Annotated in this window: 19 protein-coding genes and 1 riboswitch; of the genes, 9 read left to right on the top strand and 10 right to left on the bottom strand. The window is 54.0% G+C overall.

Going from position 1 to position 15,739, the window contains the following annotated elements; genetic code table 11:
- Nucleotides 1-15: 15 nt before the first annotated feature.
- Entirely contained in the window at nucleotides 16-624 is a 609-nt protein-coding gene (locus KNP82_RS09645) for an NAD(P)-dependent oxidoreductase (RefSeq protein WP_131471636.1), read from the bottom strand.
- Between the two features lie 130 nt (nucleotides 625-754).
- Nucleotides 755-856: riboswitch (purine riboswitch) on the top strand.
- A 77-nt stretch (nucleotides 857-933) separates the two neighbouring features.
- On the opposite strand from KNP82_RS09645, the gene KNP82_RS09640 reads away from it, so the two are divergent.
- Genes KNP82_RS09640 through KNP82_RS09625 form a run of 4 tightly spaced genes read left to right on the top strand, consistent with a single transcriptional unit; the run spans nucleotide 934 to nucleotide 3,887 of the window.
- On the top strand, nucleotides 934-1,515 hold the full coding sequence (locus KNP82_RS09640) for a xanthine phosphoribosyltransferase (RefSeq protein ID WP_131471634.1): 582 nt from the start codon (nucleotides 934-936) through the stop codon (nucleotides 1,513-1,515).
- On the top strand, nucleotides 1,512-2,816 hold the full coding sequence (locus KNP82_RS09635; protein ID WP_029596283.1) for a nucleobase:cation symporter-2 family protein: 1,305 nt from the start codon (nucleotides 1,512-1,514) through the stop codon (nucleotides 2,814-2,816). Before KNP82_RS09640 ends, KNP82_RS09635 begins: the two co-directional genes overlap by 4 nt.
- A 34-nt stretch (nucleotides 2,817-2,850) precedes the next feature.
- Nucleotides 2,851-3,498 (top strand): NAD(P)H-binding protein, encoded by a 648-nt coding sequence (locus KNP82_RS09630; RefSeq protein ID WP_021068087.1) that lies wholly within the window; start codon nucleotides 2,851-2,853, stop codon nucleotides 3,496-3,498.
- The gene (locus tag KNP82_RS09625) at nucleotides 3,495-3,887 is read left to right on the top strand and encodes an RDD family protein (RefSeq protein WP_029596281.1); all 393 of its coding nucleotides are present in this window, start codon (nucleotides 3,495-3,497) and stop codon (nucleotides 3,885-3,887) included. Before KNP82_RS09630 ends, KNP82_RS09625 begins: the two co-directional genes overlap by 4 nt.
- Before the next feature lie 21 nt (nucleotides 3,888-3,908).
- Here KNP82_RS09625 and KNP82_RS09620 read toward each other — a convergent pair whose 3' ends face one another.
- On the bottom strand, nucleotides 3,909-5,174 hold the full coding sequence (locus KNP82_RS09620) for a purine/pyrimidine permease (RefSeq protein ID WP_029596280.1): 1,266 nt from the start codon (nucleotides 5,172-5,174) through the stop codon (nucleotides 3,909-3,911).
- 75 nt (nucleotides 5,175-5,249) lie between these two features.
- On the opposite strand from KNP82_RS09620, the gene KNP82_RS09615 reads away from it, so the two are divergent.
- The gene (locus tag KNP82_RS09615) at nucleotides 5,250-5,954 is read left to right on the top strand and encodes an alpha/beta family hydrolase (protein WP_214827721.1); all 705 of its coding nucleotides are present in this window, start codon (nucleotides 5,250-5,252) and stop codon (nucleotides 5,952-5,954) included.
- 34 nt (nucleotides 5,955-5,988) lie between these two features.
- On the opposite strand, the gene KNP82_RS09610 is transcribed toward KNP82_RS09615, so the two are convergent.
- From KNP82_RS09610 to KNP82_RS09600, 3 genes are all read right to left on the bottom strand, one after another.
- Nucleotides 5,989-7,170, bottom strand: a complete 1,182-nt coding sequence (locus KNP82_RS09610; protein WP_214799387.1) for an MFS transporter — start codon at nucleotides 7,168-7,170, stop codon at nucleotides 5,989-5,991.
- A gap of 115 nt (nucleotides 7,171-7,285) precedes the next feature.
- Entirely contained in the window at nucleotides 7,286-8,077 is a 792-nt protein-coding gene (locus KNP82_RS09605; RefSeq protein ID WP_214756394.1) for an endonuclease/exonuclease/phosphatase family protein, read from the bottom strand.
- Nucleotides 8,078-8,130: 53 nt separating this feature from the next.
- A complete protein-coding gene (locus KNP82_RS09600; protein WP_214762495.1) occupies nucleotides 8,131-9,759 on the bottom strand; it encodes a PTS transporter subunit IIBC in 1,629 nt (542 codons plus the stop codon).
- Between the two features lie 221 nt (nucleotides 9,760-9,980).
- On the opposite strand from KNP82_RS09600, the gene KNP82_RS09595 reads away from it, so the two are divergent.
- From KNP82_RS09595 to KNP82_RS09585, 3 genes are all read left to right on the top strand, one after another.
- Nucleotides 9,981-10,745: a TrmH family RNA methyltransferase gene (locus tag KNP82_RS09595; RefSeq protein WP_214827718.1), complete on the top strand. Its 765-nt coding sequence runs from the start codon at nucleotides 9,981-9,983 to the stop codon at nucleotides 10,743-10,745.
- A 58-nt stretch (nucleotides 10,746-10,803) separates the two neighbouring features.
- Nucleotides 10,804-11,259, top strand: a complete 456-nt coding sequence (locus KNP82_RS09590; protein WP_021068095.1) for a GNAT family N-acetyltransferase — start codon at nucleotides 10,804-10,806, stop codon at nucleotides 11,257-11,259.
- 92 nt (nucleotides 11,260-11,351) lie between these two features.
- On the top strand, nucleotides 11,352-11,852 hold the full coding sequence (locus tag KNP82_RS09585) for a hypothetical protein (protein ID WP_131471626.1): 501 nt from the start codon (nucleotides 11,352-11,354) through the stop codon (nucleotides 11,850-11,852).
- A 188-nt stretch (nucleotides 11,853-12,040) separates the two neighbouring features.
- On the opposite strand, the gene KNP82_RS09580 is transcribed toward KNP82_RS09585, so the two are convergent.
- Nucleotides 12,041-12,550 (bottom strand): hypothetical protein, encoded by a 510-nt coding sequence (locus KNP82_RS09580; RefSeq protein ID WP_058765452.1) that lies wholly within the window; start codon nucleotides 12,548-12,550, stop codon nucleotides 12,041-12,043.
- A 115-nt stretch (nucleotides 12,551-12,665) separates the two neighbouring features.
- Between KNP82_RS09580 and KNP82_RS09575 the strand changes: the two genes are divergently transcribed.
- Nucleotides 12,666-13,322 carry a TVP38/TMEM64 family protein gene (locus tag KNP82_RS09575; protein ID WP_131471624.1) on the top strand — a complete coding sequence of 219 codons (657 nt, stop codon included), beginning with the start codon at nucleotides 12,666-12,668 and terminating at the stop codon, nucleotides 13,320-13,322.
- Between the two features lie 26 nt (nucleotides 13,323-13,348).
- On the opposite strand, the gene queF is transcribed toward KNP82_RS09575, so the two are convergent.
- Genes queF through queC form a run of 4 tightly spaced genes read right to left on the bottom strand, consistent with a single transcriptional unit; the run spans nucleotide 13,349 to nucleotide 15,640 of the window.
- Nucleotides 13,349-13,837, bottom strand: a complete 489-nt coding sequence (gene queF, locus KNP82_RS09570; RefSeq protein ID WP_021068099.1) for a preQ(1) synthase — start codon at nucleotides 13,835-13,837, stop codon at nucleotides 13,349-13,351.
- 11 nt (nucleotides 13,838-13,848) lie between these two features.
- Complete coding sequence (gene queE, locus KNP82_RS09565) at nucleotides 13,849-14,544, bottom strand: 7-carboxy-7-deazaguanine synthase QueE (protein WP_251128705.1); 696 nt, start codon at nucleotides 14,542-14,544, stop codon at nucleotides 13,849-13,851.
- A complete protein-coding gene (queD, locus tag KNP82_RS09560) occupies nucleotides 14,544-14,999 on the bottom strand; it encodes a 6-carboxytetrahydropterin synthase QueD (RefSeq protein ID WP_214827712.1) in 456 nt (151 codons plus the stop codon). Before queD ends, queE begins: the two co-directional genes overlap by 1 nt.
- Complete coding sequence (gene queC / locus KNP82_RS09555) at nucleotides 14,996-15,640, bottom strand: 7-cyano-7-deazaguanine synthase QueC (RefSeq protein ID WP_214827709.1); 645 nt, start codon at nucleotides 15,638-15,640, stop codon at nucleotides 14,996-14,998. The genes queD and queC overlap by 4 nt, the downstream gene beginning before the upstream one ends.
- Nucleotides 15,641-15,739: the final 99 nt, after the last annotated feature.

Here is a 15,739-nt window from a genome sequence, read left to right as displayed (position 1 = left end):
ATGGATTCAAAAAAATTAGTACGCCAGCCCGACTGATTGGCGGACGAAGTGTTGTTCTTCAACGGCGTTCAGCATGAACTGGGCGACATCGGCCCGTGAAATCTGTTTTCCGTTGTCTGGAATGCTGTCGATAGACGTTCGATACACCGAGGTCGGGGGGCCGTCCGTCAGTTGCATCGGCCGCACGATCGTGTAATCGAACGACGAGTTGCGCCACAAATCGACCGCGGCCCGGTGATCACGGAGCGGCTTCCGAAGCATGAACGTCACGACCGTACCAGCAAGGCCCGGAATTTCTTTATCAATTCCAGCCGAGGCGAGGTAGACGACCCGAGTGACGTCATTTGCTTTCAGCGCCGGGACGAGTGCGTCGGTGACGCGGGCCAAGAAGTCCGAATCGCTCAAGTCGGTCCCGAGACAGCTGATGACGGCGTCATGACCAGCGAGGGCGTCTGTCAAAGCGGCGCTGTCTGTGACGTCGCCTTCAATGATTTCAAGTTGCGGGGTCGGAATCAATTTTTTCTGTTCCCGCACGAAGGCGGTCACATGGTGGCCATGCTCGATGGCCTGGTCGACAAACTGATGACCGGTCCGGCCGGTGGCCCCTAATACGAATAGCTTCATATGGATGTGGCTCCTCTCGTTTTTCCAGTATCTTCAGTATACAGCAGTTTCAGAAAAATCGAACTTTTAGCCGTCTTTTCAGAAACAGGTTGCAATTTATTAAATATCGTCTAGAATAAGTCCTATCTTATATAAATAAAAGATTCGCACTCGTATATCAGCGGGAATATGGCCCGCAAGTCTCTACCGAACCACCGTAAATGGTTCGACTACGGGTGACGCTTGTCGTGTGCATTCGTTTTGTTTCCATGCGGTTCGTCGTCCCCGGGTTGGGGTGACGAATCGCATTTTTTTATTGGAGGGAAAACAATGAAGCAGTTAGAAGACAAAATCAGAAACGAAGGGCAAGCGTTGTCCGAACACGTATTGAAAGTCGATGCCTTCTTAAACCATCAAGTCGATCCTGTCTTGATGCAGGCGATCGGTCGTGAGTTCGCGGACCGGTTCCGTGACGCGGGAATCGATCGTATCGTCACATTGGAATCGAGCGGAATCGCCCCAGCCATGATGACGGCGCTTGAGATGAACATCCCGTTCGTCTTTGCCCGTAAACGTAAATCACTTACGCTCCAAGACGATCTCGTCGAAGCGGACGTTTACTCGTTCACGAAACAAGAGACGAACCGCATCAGTTTGAGCCGTCGCTTCGTCCAACCCGAAGAACGAGTGCTCGTCATCGATGACTTCCTCGCCAACGGGGAAGCCGCTCTCGGTTTGACGCAACTCGTCGAATCCGCCGGTGCGGTCGTCGCCGGTGTCGGCATCGTCATCGAGAAGTCGTTCCAACCGGGACGGGACAAGTTGCTCGAGCGAGGCTATCAAGTCGAGTCACTAGCCCGAATTGCGAAGCTTGAAGCGGGTGAGATTTCCTTCGTGGAGGTGGTCCGATGAATACGTTTAAGACAGCCAGCCTTGGTTTCCAACACTTACTCGCCATGTACACGGGCGCGGCCATCGTCCCGCTCATCGTCGGTGGTGCCATCGGACTCGGTCCGACGGAACTCGCGTATCTCGTCGCAATCGATTTGTTCATGTGTGGCGTCGCGACGCTGTTACAAGTCTGGACGACTCGTTTCACCGGTGTCGGTCTGCCAGTCGTACTCGGTTGTACGTTCACCGCGGTCGGTCCGATGATTGCCATTGGTAGTTCGAGCGGAATCACCGCCATCTATGGGGCACTCATCGCGAGCGGGATTATCGTTATTCTAATATCAGGCTTTGTCGGGAAACTGGCTCGCTTCTTCCCGCCGGTCGTGCTCGGCTCGGTCGTGACGATTATCGGTCTCTCGCTCATCCCAGTCGCTGTCAATGACATCGGCGGCGGGATGCCGGGTGAGCCTGGCTTCGCTTCGATGCAAAACTTGGCGCTCGGTGGCTTGACCATCGGTTTGATTCTTGTCTTGAACCGAATCGGTACCGTGTTCACGCGCGCGGCCGCAGTCTTGTTCGCGGTCTTGATCGGCACAGGGGTCGCCGCGTTCCTCGGTCTCGTCGATTTCAGTCCGGTCCGTGAGGCCGGTTGGTTCCAAATGGTACAACCGTTCTACTTCGGGATGCCGACGTTTGACGTCTCGGCCATCCTCGTCATGACGCTCGTGGCCATCATTTCGATGATTGAATCGACCGGTGTCTTCTTAGCATTGAGCGATATCACGAAAAAACCGATTGGCTCGAACGAGTTGACGAAAGGGTATCGGGCCGAGGGTGTGGCAACGATTCTCGGAGGGATTTTCAACAGCTTCCCGTACACGACGTTCAGTCAAAACGTCGGTCTCGTCCAATTGTCAGGCGTCAAATCACGTCGCGTCATCTTCTGGACGAGCGGTCTGTTGATTTTGCTGGGCTTCTTGCCGAAAGTCGCGACGTTCACGACATTGATCCCGAAACCGGTTCTCGGCGGGGCGATGCTCGTCATGTTCGGCACGGTCGCCGCGTCAGGGATTCGGATTTTGAGCCAAGTCGATTTTGCGAAAAATGAGAACTTGATTACAATCGCCTTGTCGATCGGTGTCGGACTTGGCATCACGGCCAACCCGGCCATCGTCGCAAATATGCCGGAAGCGGTGCAGTTGTTCACGGACAGTGCCATCGTCGCCGGATCGTTCACTGCCTTGTTATTGAACGGGTTCTTCCGACTCGTCGATCGGTTCCGTCCGGCCGAGGTCGTTGCCGATAACCGGCAAGTCAGCTAGACTGAAAGGAACTACGTAACTAGGGGGAACAAGCATGGGGAAAACTGCACTTGTCGTTGGCGCCACCGGATTGATTGGACGCGAACTCGTCGAACAGTTGCTCGAACAAGAACGGTATGATCAAGTCTGGATAATCGTCCGCCGCTCGAAACGATGGAGTCATCCGAAACTGCATGAAGTCGTCGGGTTCGAAGGAATGGACGAGGCGTTGCCGCACATTGATGATGTCTACTGCGCACTTGGGACGACGATTGCCGTCGCCGGTTCACGTCAGGCGTTCAAACATGTCGATCTCGACTTGCCGCTTGAAGTGGCCCGTGTCGCGAAACGACACGGGGCGACACGTTACGCCGTCGTCTCGGCGCAAGGCGCGTCACTTCGGTCACCTTTCTTCTACAACCGGGTGAAAGGGGAGCTCGAGAACGGGCTCAAAGTGTTTGGCTTCGAACACTTGATTATCGCCCGTCCGTCGCTCTTGCTCGGAGATCGCGAGGAGTTCCGTCTCGGCGAGAAAGCAGCCGAGGTCGTCAGCCGTCCGCTCCAACCGTTATTGCTCGATAAATTACCAGATGCTGCACCGATTCAAGCGCTCCATGTGGCGCGCGCGTTGATTATGGCCGCGGAAGAAGGACAAGGCATCGAAGTATTGACGTCTGGCATGATGCAGAGGATGAGCCAATGAACCCATTAACGAAGAAACGGACCAAAGCCGTCTTGATTGACGGTGTCATTGCCGGATTGCTAAGTTTTGGTGTCGAGCAGCTCGTCCGCAAGAAAGTGAAGAGCGAGTTCGTCCACGTCGTCATCACGCCGACACTCATCGCCTACGCGCTCGAGGCATGTCAGATGCGCCGTGGCGGACAGACACTCGGGTATAAGCTGATGGGTCTCGAGTTGAAAAATGACGATGGGACACCGGTGACGGCCGAGCAAGCGTTCAAACGGGCGCTTCACCGCGACACGATCTCGATTGCCGCCTACGTCAAGGACCGCGCACACTTCGAGGCCGAAGACGGTGCCGTCTTGCCGCACGACGCTGCGTTCCATATGCACGTAACCGAAAAAAACTGACCTCACGCGAGGTCAGTTTTTTTAGTCTTTGATACGGCTGAGGATGGCTGTCGTCAAGGCGACGATTGTTCCGAGGACGAGTCCGTTCGAGAACACGGTCGCCAAGAGCGGCGGCAAATCGTTCATCGCCCCAGGTGGGAGCAACATCGCGCCGGCCCCAATCACAAGTGGAAGACCGACAGTGAGTGACGCCGTCTTTTGGTTCAATTCGAACGCTGCCTCGTTAATCCCGATGATAATCATCGTCGCGATCAGCGGGGTGACGATGGCGTATCCAACGGCGGCCGGGATGCTCGCGATGAGCGAAACGAACGGACCGATGAGGGCGAGCACCATCATCACAGCGTGGGCCACGAGATGGGGTGAGCGATGGACGCTCTCCGTCGAGGATAAGAAACCAGCCGTTCCAGAGATGGCGACCGGTCCGGGTGTCCCAAACATGCCCGCCACCATTTGACTGATCCCACTGACGACACCAGACGCCGGGACGTTGCCTTCGATTTGACGCTTCTCACGCGAGCTGACGATGCGTTCAATCAATTTGATATTGGCAAGGACGTTCGTCATGAGAAGGAGCGTGATGACGAACGCAGTCGGAAGCAAGTTCCAATCCCACACCCACGTTCCGAACGGGAACAGTTCAGGAACAAGGAAGAATGACTCGGAACGGACAATCGGGTTGCCGAGTCCGAGCAAGTTGAACAACCAAAATCCGGCGATGAGCGTCATGACGAGTCCATACTGTTTGAACCGGCTACGCTCGAGTGTGAGCGCGAACAACACGAGACCGGCCGTCGCGACGGCTTGAACGATGTTAATGCCGTCCTCGGTCACGCCAAAGCCGCCTTTGATGACGGCACCCGACAGTTGCAGGACGAGCAGAATCATATAGACCCCGAGCACTTGTGGGGTGAACAACGACAGCATCCGTCGCAACAGTCCGGTGACAGTCATGACGACACCGAGCACACCACTTAAGAACAACATGAAACCGAGCGCTTGGAGCGTCTCTTGTCCGCTCCCATAAAGTGCTGGACCGATGGAGGCATAGAGTGTGAACACACCCCACCAAATCCCGGCTGGTCCTTCTAAGATGGGCAGGCGGTGGCCGAGAAGCGTCTGGATGATGCTGAAGAGTGCGAAGACGAACAGTGAACGTGAGATGAACGTCATCGTCTCGCCTGGCGACAGTTCAAATAAGGCAGCGATCGAGAGCGGTGGTACAATGTTTGTAGCTAAAATAAAAATAAACCACTGAATCGTCGTGGTTACAGAACTTTTGGTCATGATGTCCCCCTGCCATTTCCCTTTTTTAATACTAGTGTACCGTGACGGGGAAGTTGATGCAAATGGAGGTATATAATGAAGAAAAAACTGAAGTGGATTGGCCTCGGCCTATTAGGAGTCATCTTGGTCGCCATCATCGGCTTCCTCGTGTGGACGCAACTGACGTACGGACCGACGGAAGAGGCGCTCGGTTACGCGGCTGAGGCGACGGAAGTGAACAATCGTCTCGAGTTCGGGCAGACAGACAGCGAGGTTGGTTTCATCCTGTATCCTGGAGCGAAAGTCGAGAAAGAGGCGTACGCTTACTATGGCACCAGACTGGCAGAGGAAGGTGGCTTCGTCGCCATCCCATCGTTGCGCTTGAATCTCGGGATAGCAGATATTGATGCTGCGGAGACGATTATCGCCGCCCATCCAGACATCGAACGTTGGGTCGTCGGCGGTCATTCACTCGGCGGTTCGGCGGCGTCCGGTTACGCGCTCGAACACGAGGAGCAAGTCGAGGGGGTCATCTTCCTCGCCTCGTATCCGATTAGTACAATGGCGGATAGCAATCTGCGTGTCTTGTCGGTTTCCGGTGAACGTGACGATCTGGCCACACCGGCTGATATCGAGGCGAGCCGTGACAACGTCCCGGATGACGCCGTCTTCCATCAAATCAAAGACGGCAATCACGCCAACTTCGGAATGTACGGCCCGCAGGACGGGGATAACGATAGCCCACTCAGCGCCAAACAACAACTCGACGAGACGATTAATCAAATCTTGGATTGGCTCTAAAAAACAGCGTGCCCACATCATGGGGCACGCTGTTTTAACGTTGGTCGAGCTGATGACTGACCGCGGTCAGCAAGGCGGTCATGAGCGCGACGGCGCCACCGACGAGGGCGAGCGTCATGACAGGTGCGTTCGCATAGACAAGACCACCTAGGGCCGAGCCCATCCCGATCCCGACGTTGCTGGCGACCGGCATGAGTGACGAAGCCAGGCCTTTGGCGTCCGGATTGAACTTTTCGGCCAAGTCGATCAAATAGATTTGCGTCGAGGTCGTCAGCAGAATTGCCATGAACGACATGAGCGCGATATTGATCAGACCGAGTGTCACGTTCGATGTCGTCACGTACAAGGCAGCCAAGACGAGCGCTTGGATGAGAAAGACGAACCGGAGCCGTCCAATCGGATTATGGCTGGCGATTTTCCCGGCCGCCATATTGCTGAAGATGGAGATGAATCCGTAAGCGAACAGAATCGGGCTGACCCAAGCGACAGGGACGCCGAGCACGCCTTTCAAAATCGGCACGAGATACGTATAGACGACGTACGTCGCGCCGAAGCCGAACGCGGGGATGAAGAACGCGGTTAAAATCCGCGGGTTCGTCAAGAGGCGTAACTGATCGGCAATCGACGTCTTGACGCTCGTCAACTGACTCGGGACGACGCGGTAGACGGCGAGAAATGCGACGACGCCTAAAGCGGTCGTCAACAAGAACGTCGTTTCCCATCCGGCCCGTTGCCCGATGAACGTACCGAGCGGGACACCGAATACGTTTGCCATCGTGAAGCCACCGAAGATGAACGAGACGGCAATCCCACGCTTCCCGGTCGGCACCGATTCACTGGCGACGAGCATGGCGAGCGAGATGAGCACGCCCGTCACGACGGCGGTCATCATCCGGAGCGCGAGTAACGTCCCATACGTCGGGGCGAGACTGCTGAACAAGTTGAAGACGATGAATAGCGCGGTGAGCGTGAGCATCAGTTTTCGTTTCGGCAAATGACTCGTCAATGACATCGTCAGCGGGGTCCCGATGGCGAACGTGATGGCAAATGCCGAGACGAGCGTTCCGGCCGTGGCAATCGAAATCGACAGACCGTCGGCGATATCAGGCAAAATCCCGACGATGACAAATTCACTCGTCCCGAGCACGAACGTGAGCAAGGCGAGCGATAAAATGAGCGTCCAGTCGGTCCGACTGAGCGTTGAAGAAGTCGTCAAAAAGAATCACTACTTTCAAAAAGATTGTTGTTAGACATCAGTCGTTTCCAACCATACCGAATTTTCGCCAAAAGCAAAACCCTTTTCTCTCACATTGTAAAAGAAAAGGGTCTGATTAGCGCCAGAACGCGGTCGCTTCGACACCGGCGTGGTCGGAAACGACAGGACCGTTCTCGCCGTCAAAGACGACGGCGTGACGCGAGACATGAATCGGGGCGTTCGTCAGCATCAAGTCGATGCGAAGCGCCTGCTTGTTCTCGTCCCAGCCGGCAATCTTACCTTGGACGGTCGCATCACCTTCACGCTCGGTCGCCAAATGGAACAGGTCTTGGAGACCGTGCTCAATCAAGTAGTCGTACCCTTCGCCACGGATGAACGCGTCGTTATTGAAGTCACCGAGCAACAAGGCACGATCGTCGTCCTCGACGCGACGCAACAGTTCATCGAGCTGATGGCGCACCGGTTCATCGGCGTCATGCCACCAACCGAGGTGACATGAGTAAATTGCCGTCGGCGCATCCAAGCCGTCCAAGACCGCCTTGACGATTTTCCGAGATTTGTAATCGTTCGGATCGGTCGTCTGCGAGACGAAGAACGATTCGGTCGACACGAACGGAGTGCGCGACAAGATTGCGACCCCTTCCTCGTAGACGTCATAGCCGTAATGGGCGAAGTCCCACGTCATGTAGTAATCGACGCCTTGTTCTTTCAAACGCTCGACGAGCACATAGGCGAAGTTGTTCTCTCGAATCAAGCCATCGATGAGCGGGGCTTCTTTATGTTGATTCACTTCTTGGAGTGCGATGATGTCATATTCCTCGCTCGCGATCCGTTCGACAATCGAGTCGATTTTCTCTTGTTGACGGTCCTCTAACCAGGCGTGACAGTTCAGCGTTAATATATTCACGATAGTCCTCCTTTAGAAAAAAACAGGCCAACTCGTACGAGCTGGCCTGTTGATTATGCACCGATGACGTCTTGAATATCAGACTTCAATACGTCGGCTTTTGGGCCGTAGATTGCTTGGACACCGCGGTCTTTCAAGATGAGACCCATGGCGCCGTTCTTTTTCCATTCGCTCTCTTCTGAGACGAGCGACATGTCTTTGACTGTGACACGGAGACGCGTCATGCAGGCATCGACGTCTTCAATGTTATTTTCCCCACCGAGTAGAGCGATAATCCCCATGACCTGCTCGTTGCCGGTCACGTTCGATTTCTCAGTTGTTTCTTCCATGTAGTTCCCGTTGCGACCAGGCGTCGGAAGGTTCATCTTCTTGATGAAGAAGTTGAACACACCGAAGTTCAAGAAGAAGAAGGCCGCTGACACGAGGAAGAAGTTAATCAAGTCTTGGAGCAATCCTGCTTTCACAATCATCGGGATCCGTGTGAGCAATTCAATCGCACCGAATGCGTGGACACGAAGGTCGATGACATCCGCCAAAGCGAAGGCGGCACCGGCCATGAGTGCATAGACGACGTAAAGGACTGGAGCGACGAACATGAACATGAATTCGATTGGTTCTGTGACACCTGTCAAGAAGACGGCGAGACCAGCCGACAAGAACATCGGCTTGTATTGTGCTTTCTTGTCTTCGTCAACGTTGCGGTACATCGCGTAAGCAGCACCGATCAAGGCAGCGAACGACAAGATGACTTGACCGACTTTGAAGCGGGCCGGTACGACGTCTGCGAGCAATGCATTGTAAGCGGCTGTATCACCAGCGGCACGCAGGTTAACGAGGTCCGTTACCCAAGCCAACCAGAGCGGATCTTGACCTGCAACGACCGAACCGGCTGTCGCACCTGTCAAAATCGTATACGTGCCACCAAGTTCCGTGTAGTTCATTGGCACAGTGAGCATATGGTGAAGTCCGAACGGCAAGAGGAGGCGTTCGAGCGCACCATAGATGAACGGCGCGAGGACTGGTGCCGTGTTGCGTGACGTCGCAATCCATTCACCGAAGCTGTTGAGCGCACCTTGAATCGTCGGCCAAATGATTGACAAGGCAATCGCGGCAACGACCGAACCGAGGATGACGACGAATGGGACGAAGCGCTTCCCGTTGAAGAACGAGAGGGCGTTCGGCAATTTGTTGAAGTTATAAAACTTGTTATAAAGGGCACCACCGAGGAAACCAGCGATAATCCCGACGAACACGCCCATGTTAAGAGCTGGTGAACCGAGTACTGATGTGAAGTAGTCAGCGACGACAAGGTCAGCTCCGAAGAGTGACTGGACTGTCGCTTCCGGGTCTTGGAGCATCGTTCCGTTGACGGCAAAGATGGCACCTGTGACACGGTTAATCAAGATGAAGGCGATGAGTGCAGCGAAAGCACCGCCGGCTTTATCTTTCGCCCACGAGCCACCGATGGCGACCGCGAACAAGATATGTAAGTTGACGATGATTCCCCAACCGAGATCTTCAATGATGCGAGCCGTCGTGAGCAAGATGCTGACGTCTCCGGCTGACATGCCAATTAATTTACCGATCGAGATCATGAGACCTGCGGCTGGCATGACGGCAATGACGACCATTAAGGCCTTACCGAGTTTCTGCCAAAAGTCGAACGAGATGAGTTGTTTCATGCTATACGCTTCCTTCCTATACGGAACTTTTTATCTGTCTATGGCGACCACTAATGCAATCGCTTGCATAAATGATTGTAATCGATTGCATAAATTTGTGCAACCGTTTTCCTAATTTTCATGGATTTTCATAATCGAATCTGATTCGACTCGTTTCGCCCACAGCTTGTCAGTCGGAACGAATCTCGCTACAATACTAGAGGTTGAAAGGGGCGAGAACGATGGGATGGAGACAGACGACATCGGCATTATCAAAAGAAGAGCAGGCGGCCTTGCTTAAGGAGTTGTTGCAGTCGGGCCTGTTATTAGAAGAAGATCGATTACTGTATAGCATGTTGATGCCAGACCGTGTCAAACGGATGCAGGAAGTGTTGGCGTTACGGACGAACCACATCACGATTTTGACGGAAGGGGTCGATGACCCACACAATCAGTCGGCCGTGCTCCGTTCGGCGGACGCGTTCGGTGTCCAGACATTGCACGTCGTCGAAGGACGAGCCAAGTTCAAACCGAACTCGATTATTGCCAAGAGCGCTGATCGTTGGGTCGACGTGGTCGAACACCCTTCCATCGAGGACGCGATCGATCGGTTGAAGGCCGACGGTTATCAAGTGCTCGCGACGGCACTCAGTGAAGAGGCGGTCCCGCTCGAGGACATCGACGTCTCGAAACCGACCGTGCTCTTATTCGGGAATGAACATCACGGCGTATCGGAACGGGCGCTCGCCAAAGCAGACGGCAATTATTTGATTCCGATGCAAGGCTACGTCCAAAGCTTAAACATCTCGGTCGCTGCCGCCATCTCGTTGTACGATGTGACGACGCGGGCGCGTCATGTCGTGACGGAAGGCTATGGACTGAAGGCGAAAGACAAGCAACGCATCTTAAAAAATTGGATGGTGAAGAGCCTTCCGAAGCGGTCGCTCGGCGTGTATAAGCAAAAAGGTTTGACCGCTTTTGCGCGCGAGACAGGAAAAACGGAGTAAACGGCGAAAGGTACAGGCGTACGAACAACTTGTCCATATTTCGAAAGGGGATGGAAAGATGAGTACGACCAGTTCATTTATCGTGAAAGATGTGACGACGAATTTCAAAGACTATGAAGAGGAATTCTTTAACCTGTATCGGACGTTATACGGGGACATCGATCAACTGCGTTTTAAAGAACGGCTATATCGCCATGCGAATCCGCTCGTGTTGCTCGCTTTTTCAGACGAGCGTCTCGTCGGCTTCAAAATCGGTTATGAGGCCGAGCCGTATCGCTTCTATAGCTGGGCCGGCGGCGTTCACCCTGAGTTTCAAAAGCATGGCATCGGCCGCAAGCTGATGGACACGCAACTCGAATGGGTGAAGGCGCAAGGGTTCCATTCGATTCGAACGAAAGCGCGTAACACGAACAAAGGGGTCATCATCTTGAACCTGTTGTGTGGCTACGACATCATGGGGGCCTATACAGAGGACAACGAGCCTCGCATCATGATGGAGAAACAATTGAACTGACCGTTGAAGCCGTGGCGCATGCCACGGTTTTTTTATTGTCTTGAAACCAAATGGGACTGCATCCGTATTTATAGAAAAAGGGGGGCAACAGCATGGTCCATACGTTTGCATTTGGAGAGGAAGTATATATCGATTCGACCGGGATGGGGGATTCATTGTTCGAGGGGATGTTCAGCATCTTTCCGATTGTGATTATTAGTATTATCGCACTGATTGTGTTCGCCGTGATGGCAGGCATCCGCAATCAAGTGAAGACGAACAGCCTATTGAAAGATATGCAGCAGTTCGCGTCAGATCTGGCCGACCATCCGAGTGACGAGTCGGCGAACCGTCTCGCCGACTATTTGCGGGACGTGACGTCGTTCCCGGTCGAACGGACACAGATGGAGCCGTTCCGGGTCGCGCTCGGCAGCTACCAGTTGGTGATGGAGTCACCGCACGTGCACGATGAGACGAAAGAGCGGATTGACCGCCAATATAAACGGCTCGGTATTTTAGACGGGGAGAAGTTCGCCGACGAGCCGGCTCCGCGACGTAGTTCGAGCTCGCATCATCATCATCACCACAACGACCATCATAATCACCACATGTGAAAAACGCGCCAGGGAAATGTTCCCCGGCGCGTTTTCGGCGCACTTGAATCGTGTCTGGTTAGGAACGAGTGACAAGTAAAGGTGTCATCGGTCATCGGTAATTGGTTGGTCCATGGCCGTATGCTCATCCTAGACGTAGGAACAAGTGGTGGCGCCAATCCTTGACCCGGAGTCTCACCGGGCCAAGGTCACATGTAACGACTCGGGTCAAAGTCAATCTCCGTTCGATAGTTGGCCGCGTTGATGGCGTTTGAGATGCGGTTCGCCCGCTTCTCGACGTCAATCGCTTTCAAGCGATATAGCTCTGGATCGTAGAGTGCATGCTTGATGACGGCAGTCCCTTCACCAAAACCGTATTGAAACTCGCGCTTCGGACGCTCGGATAGTTCTTGATACATGCGGGCCTGAGCACGTAGTTGAATCGCGAACTCAATGGCCTCGACGAGTGGGAGTGGCCCGTCGTGCGTCTCAATTACCGTCTTCAAGTTCGCCTCATAAACGAGACGATCGAGACAACGCATATCTCGACGAATCGACTCGAGTTCGACTTCGATATCCTCGAGTGAGCGCGATTGAATCGTCGGGAGCGGCTCGTCTTTCTCGAGTTCGATGAACGCGACGCGCTCGACTTCTTCTAACAATTTATCAATCTGCTTATGGAGCAGGCTCTTCAGTTTGATGGCATCTGCCAAGTACATAGGGATTCCTCCTTCTGCTTTTTCTAACCGTACCATAATGTGACTCCTAAAAAAAGGAAGGCGTTACTTTTTCGAGACGAGGCGATATGATGAAAGAAAGAGAGGAGGGCGACCGATGAACAAGTGGAAAACGCAGTGGATCATTGCGATCGTCTTGGTCGTGTTCGGGACGGCGATGTTCCTCTATCAATGGATTGATTTGCGACCGGCGGAGATTCGGGATTATATCGTTCAATTCGGATGGCTCGCCCCGCTCGTCTATATCATCTTGTTCACGTTCCGTCCGCTCATCCTCTTCCCGACGTCCGTCTTGTCCGTCGCCGGCGGCTTGGCGTTCGGGACGTTCGCCGGCGTCGTCTATACGGTCATTGGGGCCACGCTCAGCGCCCTCGTCGCGTACTACGTGGCGATTCGCTTTGGTGACCGCTTTTTGCATCATTTCGAGACGAGCAGCTATGAGAAGCTGCAACATAAAATCGAAGAGGACGGCTTCTTCTACGTCTTGATTTTACGCCTGATCCCGCTCGTCAACTTTGACTTGGTCAGCTATGCCTCCGGGCTCGCGAAAGTGCGCCTCCCGGGGTACGTGCTCGCGACCATGGTCGGGATGATTCCCGGGGCGTTCGCGAACAACTTTCTCGGCAGCAGCCTCGTAAGCGGCGATGTAAAAATGGTATTGTTCGCGCTCGGCGTGCTAGTCGTCTTGACACTCGTTGCGACCGTGTTCCGCGAACCGATTAAACGACAAATCAATCGTTATAAAAAGAAGTAGGCGCTCATCGGCGCCTACTTTTTGATTTAACGGTTGTCGACCGTCTCAGGATACAAATCGTGGTTGAACAAACGATGTTCCGCCATTCTTTCATATTTCGTGCCCGGCTTGCCGTAGTTGTAGTACGGGTCGATCGAGATGCCGCCGCGTGGCGTGAACTTACCCCACACTTCGAGATAGCGCGGCTCCATCAACTTGACGAGGTCTTTTCCGATAACGTTGATGCAGTTCTCATGGAAGTCTCCGTGGTTGCGGAAGCTGAACAAGTACAGCTTGAGCGATTTCGACTCGACGAGCTTCTCGTCCGGGATGTATGAGATGTAAATCGTCGCGAAGTCCGGTTGGTTCGTGATCGGGCAGAGCGACGTGAACTCCGGTGCGTTGAACTTCACGAAGTAGTCGTTCTCCGGGTGACGGTTCGGGAACGCCTCGAGGACGTCCGGTGCGTATTCAAAAATGTAGGGGACGCTCTTCTGTCCGAGGAGCGACAAGTCTTGTAAGTCTTCTGGTCTCATGAGTATTCTCCTTAGACGCCACGTTCGTTGGCGTACAGTAATGTGTGCAGTTGCGGCAGGACACGGACGCTTTGCCATGACGGATCACGGGCGACGTCCTCCCATAGTTGTTTCAAGCGACGAAGCTGGGCGTCGGTGATGTCACCGTCCGCACCAGGCTCAGGATTGCCGGCCGATAAGTACATGACGTCCGGCGTATAGCGCGTCTGGACCGATTTCGCATAGGCGAGGTCGAGCTCATCGAAGACGGCGACTTTGAACGTCATCTGTTCGGGGCGCAGTCGTTCGACGATGGCGTCGAGTTTCTCCCAGTCGGTCGTCATGCCGGAAGAAGGTGGTTTCGGGCTGAGCGTCACGTCGTCGATGTCAGACAGCCAGTCCTGATAGCGGCTGCCTTGCGTCTCGACGGCAAGCTTGACGTCACGCGCCTTCAATTTCGCTACGAGCTCTTTCATCGCGGCGATGAGGAGCGGGTTACCGCCCGAAATGGTGACGTAGTCGTACACACCGAGCGCGTCGAGACGTTCGATGATTTCGTCGGCTGTGAGCATGTCGGGTTTCTCCGAGCCGTCCCATGTGAAGGCAGAGTCGCACCATGAACAGCGATAATCGCAACCGGCGGTCCGGACGAACATCGTCTTTTGCCCGATGGCGCGGCCTTCCCCTTGAAACGTCGGGCCGAACACTTCGAGGACAGGGATTTTCATCAGTCCACCAACCATTCGCGGCGGAACTCGGCGTACGAGGTCGGCGTCTCGTACAGTTTGACGAATTCGACGCGGACGTCGCGCTCGTCAGGCAAGTGCTTGGCGAGCTGTTCGAAAATCCAGTAGCACATGTTTTCGGCAGTCGTATTCATATAAGGTAACGACTCATTCAAATAACGATGGTCGAGGTATGGTTCGAGTTCTTCTTTAAAAATGGCTTTTAAATCACCAAAGTCGAGCGTCATGCCACGGTTATCGAGAAAACCGCTGATGCCCATTTGCAATTTATACGTATGTCCGTGTAGCGCGCGGCACTTGCCGTCGTAATCGAACAAGTGATGGGCGGCGTCGAACGTCACTTCTTTGACGATTTGGACGCGGTGCGGACAATAGATGAGCGAGCCGTCCTGTTTGGCTTTGACACTCGTCGGGGCGAGGAATGGAGCGTTCTTCATACGCGTACCTCCTCATAAGCGACAAGGCCGTTTTGACGGAGCACGCAAGCCGGGCATTCGCCACAACCTGATCCGAGGATGCCGTTATAGCACGTGAGCGTCCGTTCTTTGACGAAATCGAACGCACCGAGCTGATCCGCGAGTTCCCACGTCTGCTTTTTATCGAGCCACATGAGCGGCGTGTCGATGACGAACGGATAGTCCATCGCCAAGTTGAGCGTCACGTTCAAGGACTTGACGAATTGGTCCCGGCAATCCGGATAACCTGAGAAGTCGGTCTCACACACGCCGGTGACGATGTGATGCATACCGAGCTGTTTGGCCATGACGGCCGCAAAGGATAAGAATAAGTGATTGCGTCCATCGACGAACGTGTTTGGGACGTCCGCATTGTCGATGTCGAGATCATGTCTCGTCAACGCGTTAGAGGTGAGTTGTCCGAGTAAGGACAAATCGAGGATGTGGTGCGGGACATCGAGTTCGGCCGCAATTTCTTTTGCGACCTCGATTTCCGCGTCATGGCGTTGCCCGTAGGCGAACGTCACCGCTTCCACATGAGAGAATTGTTGTTTTGCCCAAAATAGACAGGTGGTTGAATCTTGACCGCCGCTAAAGACGACCAATGCTTTTTCGTGTTGCAACGTGCACACTTCCTTTTTCGCTAGTTTTGATGTCGGAGGAGGTTACGAACTCCGGAGGTCACCCTCGAGCGTTTACTTTACCATAAAAAGACGTTTGAC

It is taken from the genome of Exiguobacterium sp. s26, assembly GCF_018618235.1.
Classification (GTDB): Bacteria; Bacillota; Bacilli; order Exiguobacteriales; family Exiguobacteriaceae; genus Exiguobacterium; species Exiguobacterium chiriqhucha.
Note: the sequence above shows the minus strand (reverse complement) of the source record. Positions and strands in the feature narration are given on the sequence as shown.

What these genes read in the sequence shown, in the direction of transcription:
- KNP82_RS09635 (WP_029596283.1), top strand. Translation starts at nt 1,512, where the DNA reads ATGAATACGTTTAAGACAGCCAGCCTTGGTTTCCAACACTTACTCGCC.
- queE (WP_251128705.1), bottom strand. Translation starts at nt 14,544, where the DNA reads ATGAAAATCCCTGTCCTCGAAGTGTTCGGCCCGACGTTTCAAGGGGAA.
- KNP82_RS09625 (WP_029596281.1), top strand. Translation starts at nt 3,495, where the DNA reads ATGAACCCATTAACGAAGAAACGGACCAAAGCCGTCTTGATTGACGGT.
- KNP82_RS09595 (WP_214827718.1), top strand. Translation starts at nt 9,981, where the DNA reads ATGGGATGGAGACAGACGACATCGGCATTATCAAAAGAAGAGCAGGCG.
- KNP82_RS09575 (WP_131471624.1), top strand. Translation starts at nt 12,666, where the DNA reads ATGAACAAGTGGAAAACGCAGTGGATCATTGCGATCGTCTTGGTCGTG.
- KNP82_RS09615 (WP_214827721.1), top strand. Translation starts at nt 5,250, where the DNA reads ATGAAGAAAAAACTGAAGTGGATTGGCCTCGGCCTATTAGGAGTCATC.
- KNP82_RS09590 (WP_021068095.1), top strand. Translation starts at nt 10,804, where the DNA reads ATGAGTACGACCAGTTCATTTATCGTGAAAGATGTGACGACGAATTTC.
- queF (WP_021068099.1), bottom strand. Translation starts at nt 13,837, where the DNA reads ATGAGACCAGAAGACTTACAAGACTTGTCGCTCCTCGGACAGAAGAGC.
- KNP82_RS09600 (WP_214762495.1), bottom strand. Translation starts at nt 9,759, where the DNA reads ATGAAACAACTCATCTCGTTCGACTTTTGGCAGAAACTCGGTAAGGCC.
- KNP82_RS09640 (WP_131471634.1), top strand. Translation starts at nt 934, where the DNA reads ATGAAGCAGTTAGAAGACAAAATCAGAAACGAAGGGCAAGCGTTGTCC.
- queD (WP_214827712.1), bottom strand. Translation starts at nt 14,999, where the DNA reads ATGAAGAACGCTCCATTCCTCGCCCCGACGAGTGTCAAAGCCAAACAG.
- KNP82_RS09585 (WP_131471626.1), top strand. Translation starts at nt 11,352, where the DNA reads ATGGTCCATACGTTTGCATTTGGAGAGGAAGTATATATCGATTCGACC.
- KNP82_RS09580 (WP_058765452.1), bottom strand. Translation starts at nt 12,550, where the DNA reads ATGTACTTGGCAGATGCCATCAAACTGAAGAGCCTGCTCCATAAGCAG.
- KNP82_RS09620 (WP_029596280.1), bottom strand. Translation starts at nt 5,174, where the DNA reads ATGACCAAAAGTTCTGTAACCACGACGATTCAGTGGTTTATTTTTATT.
- KNP82_RS09645 (WP_131471636.1), bottom strand. Translation starts at nt 624, where the DNA reads ATGAAGCTATTCGTATTAGGGGCCACCGGCCGGACCGGTCATCAGTTT.
- KNP82_RS09630 (WP_021068087.1), top strand. Translation starts at nt 2,851, where the DNA reads ATGGGGAAAACTGCACTTGTCGTTGGCGCCACCGGATTGATTGGACGC.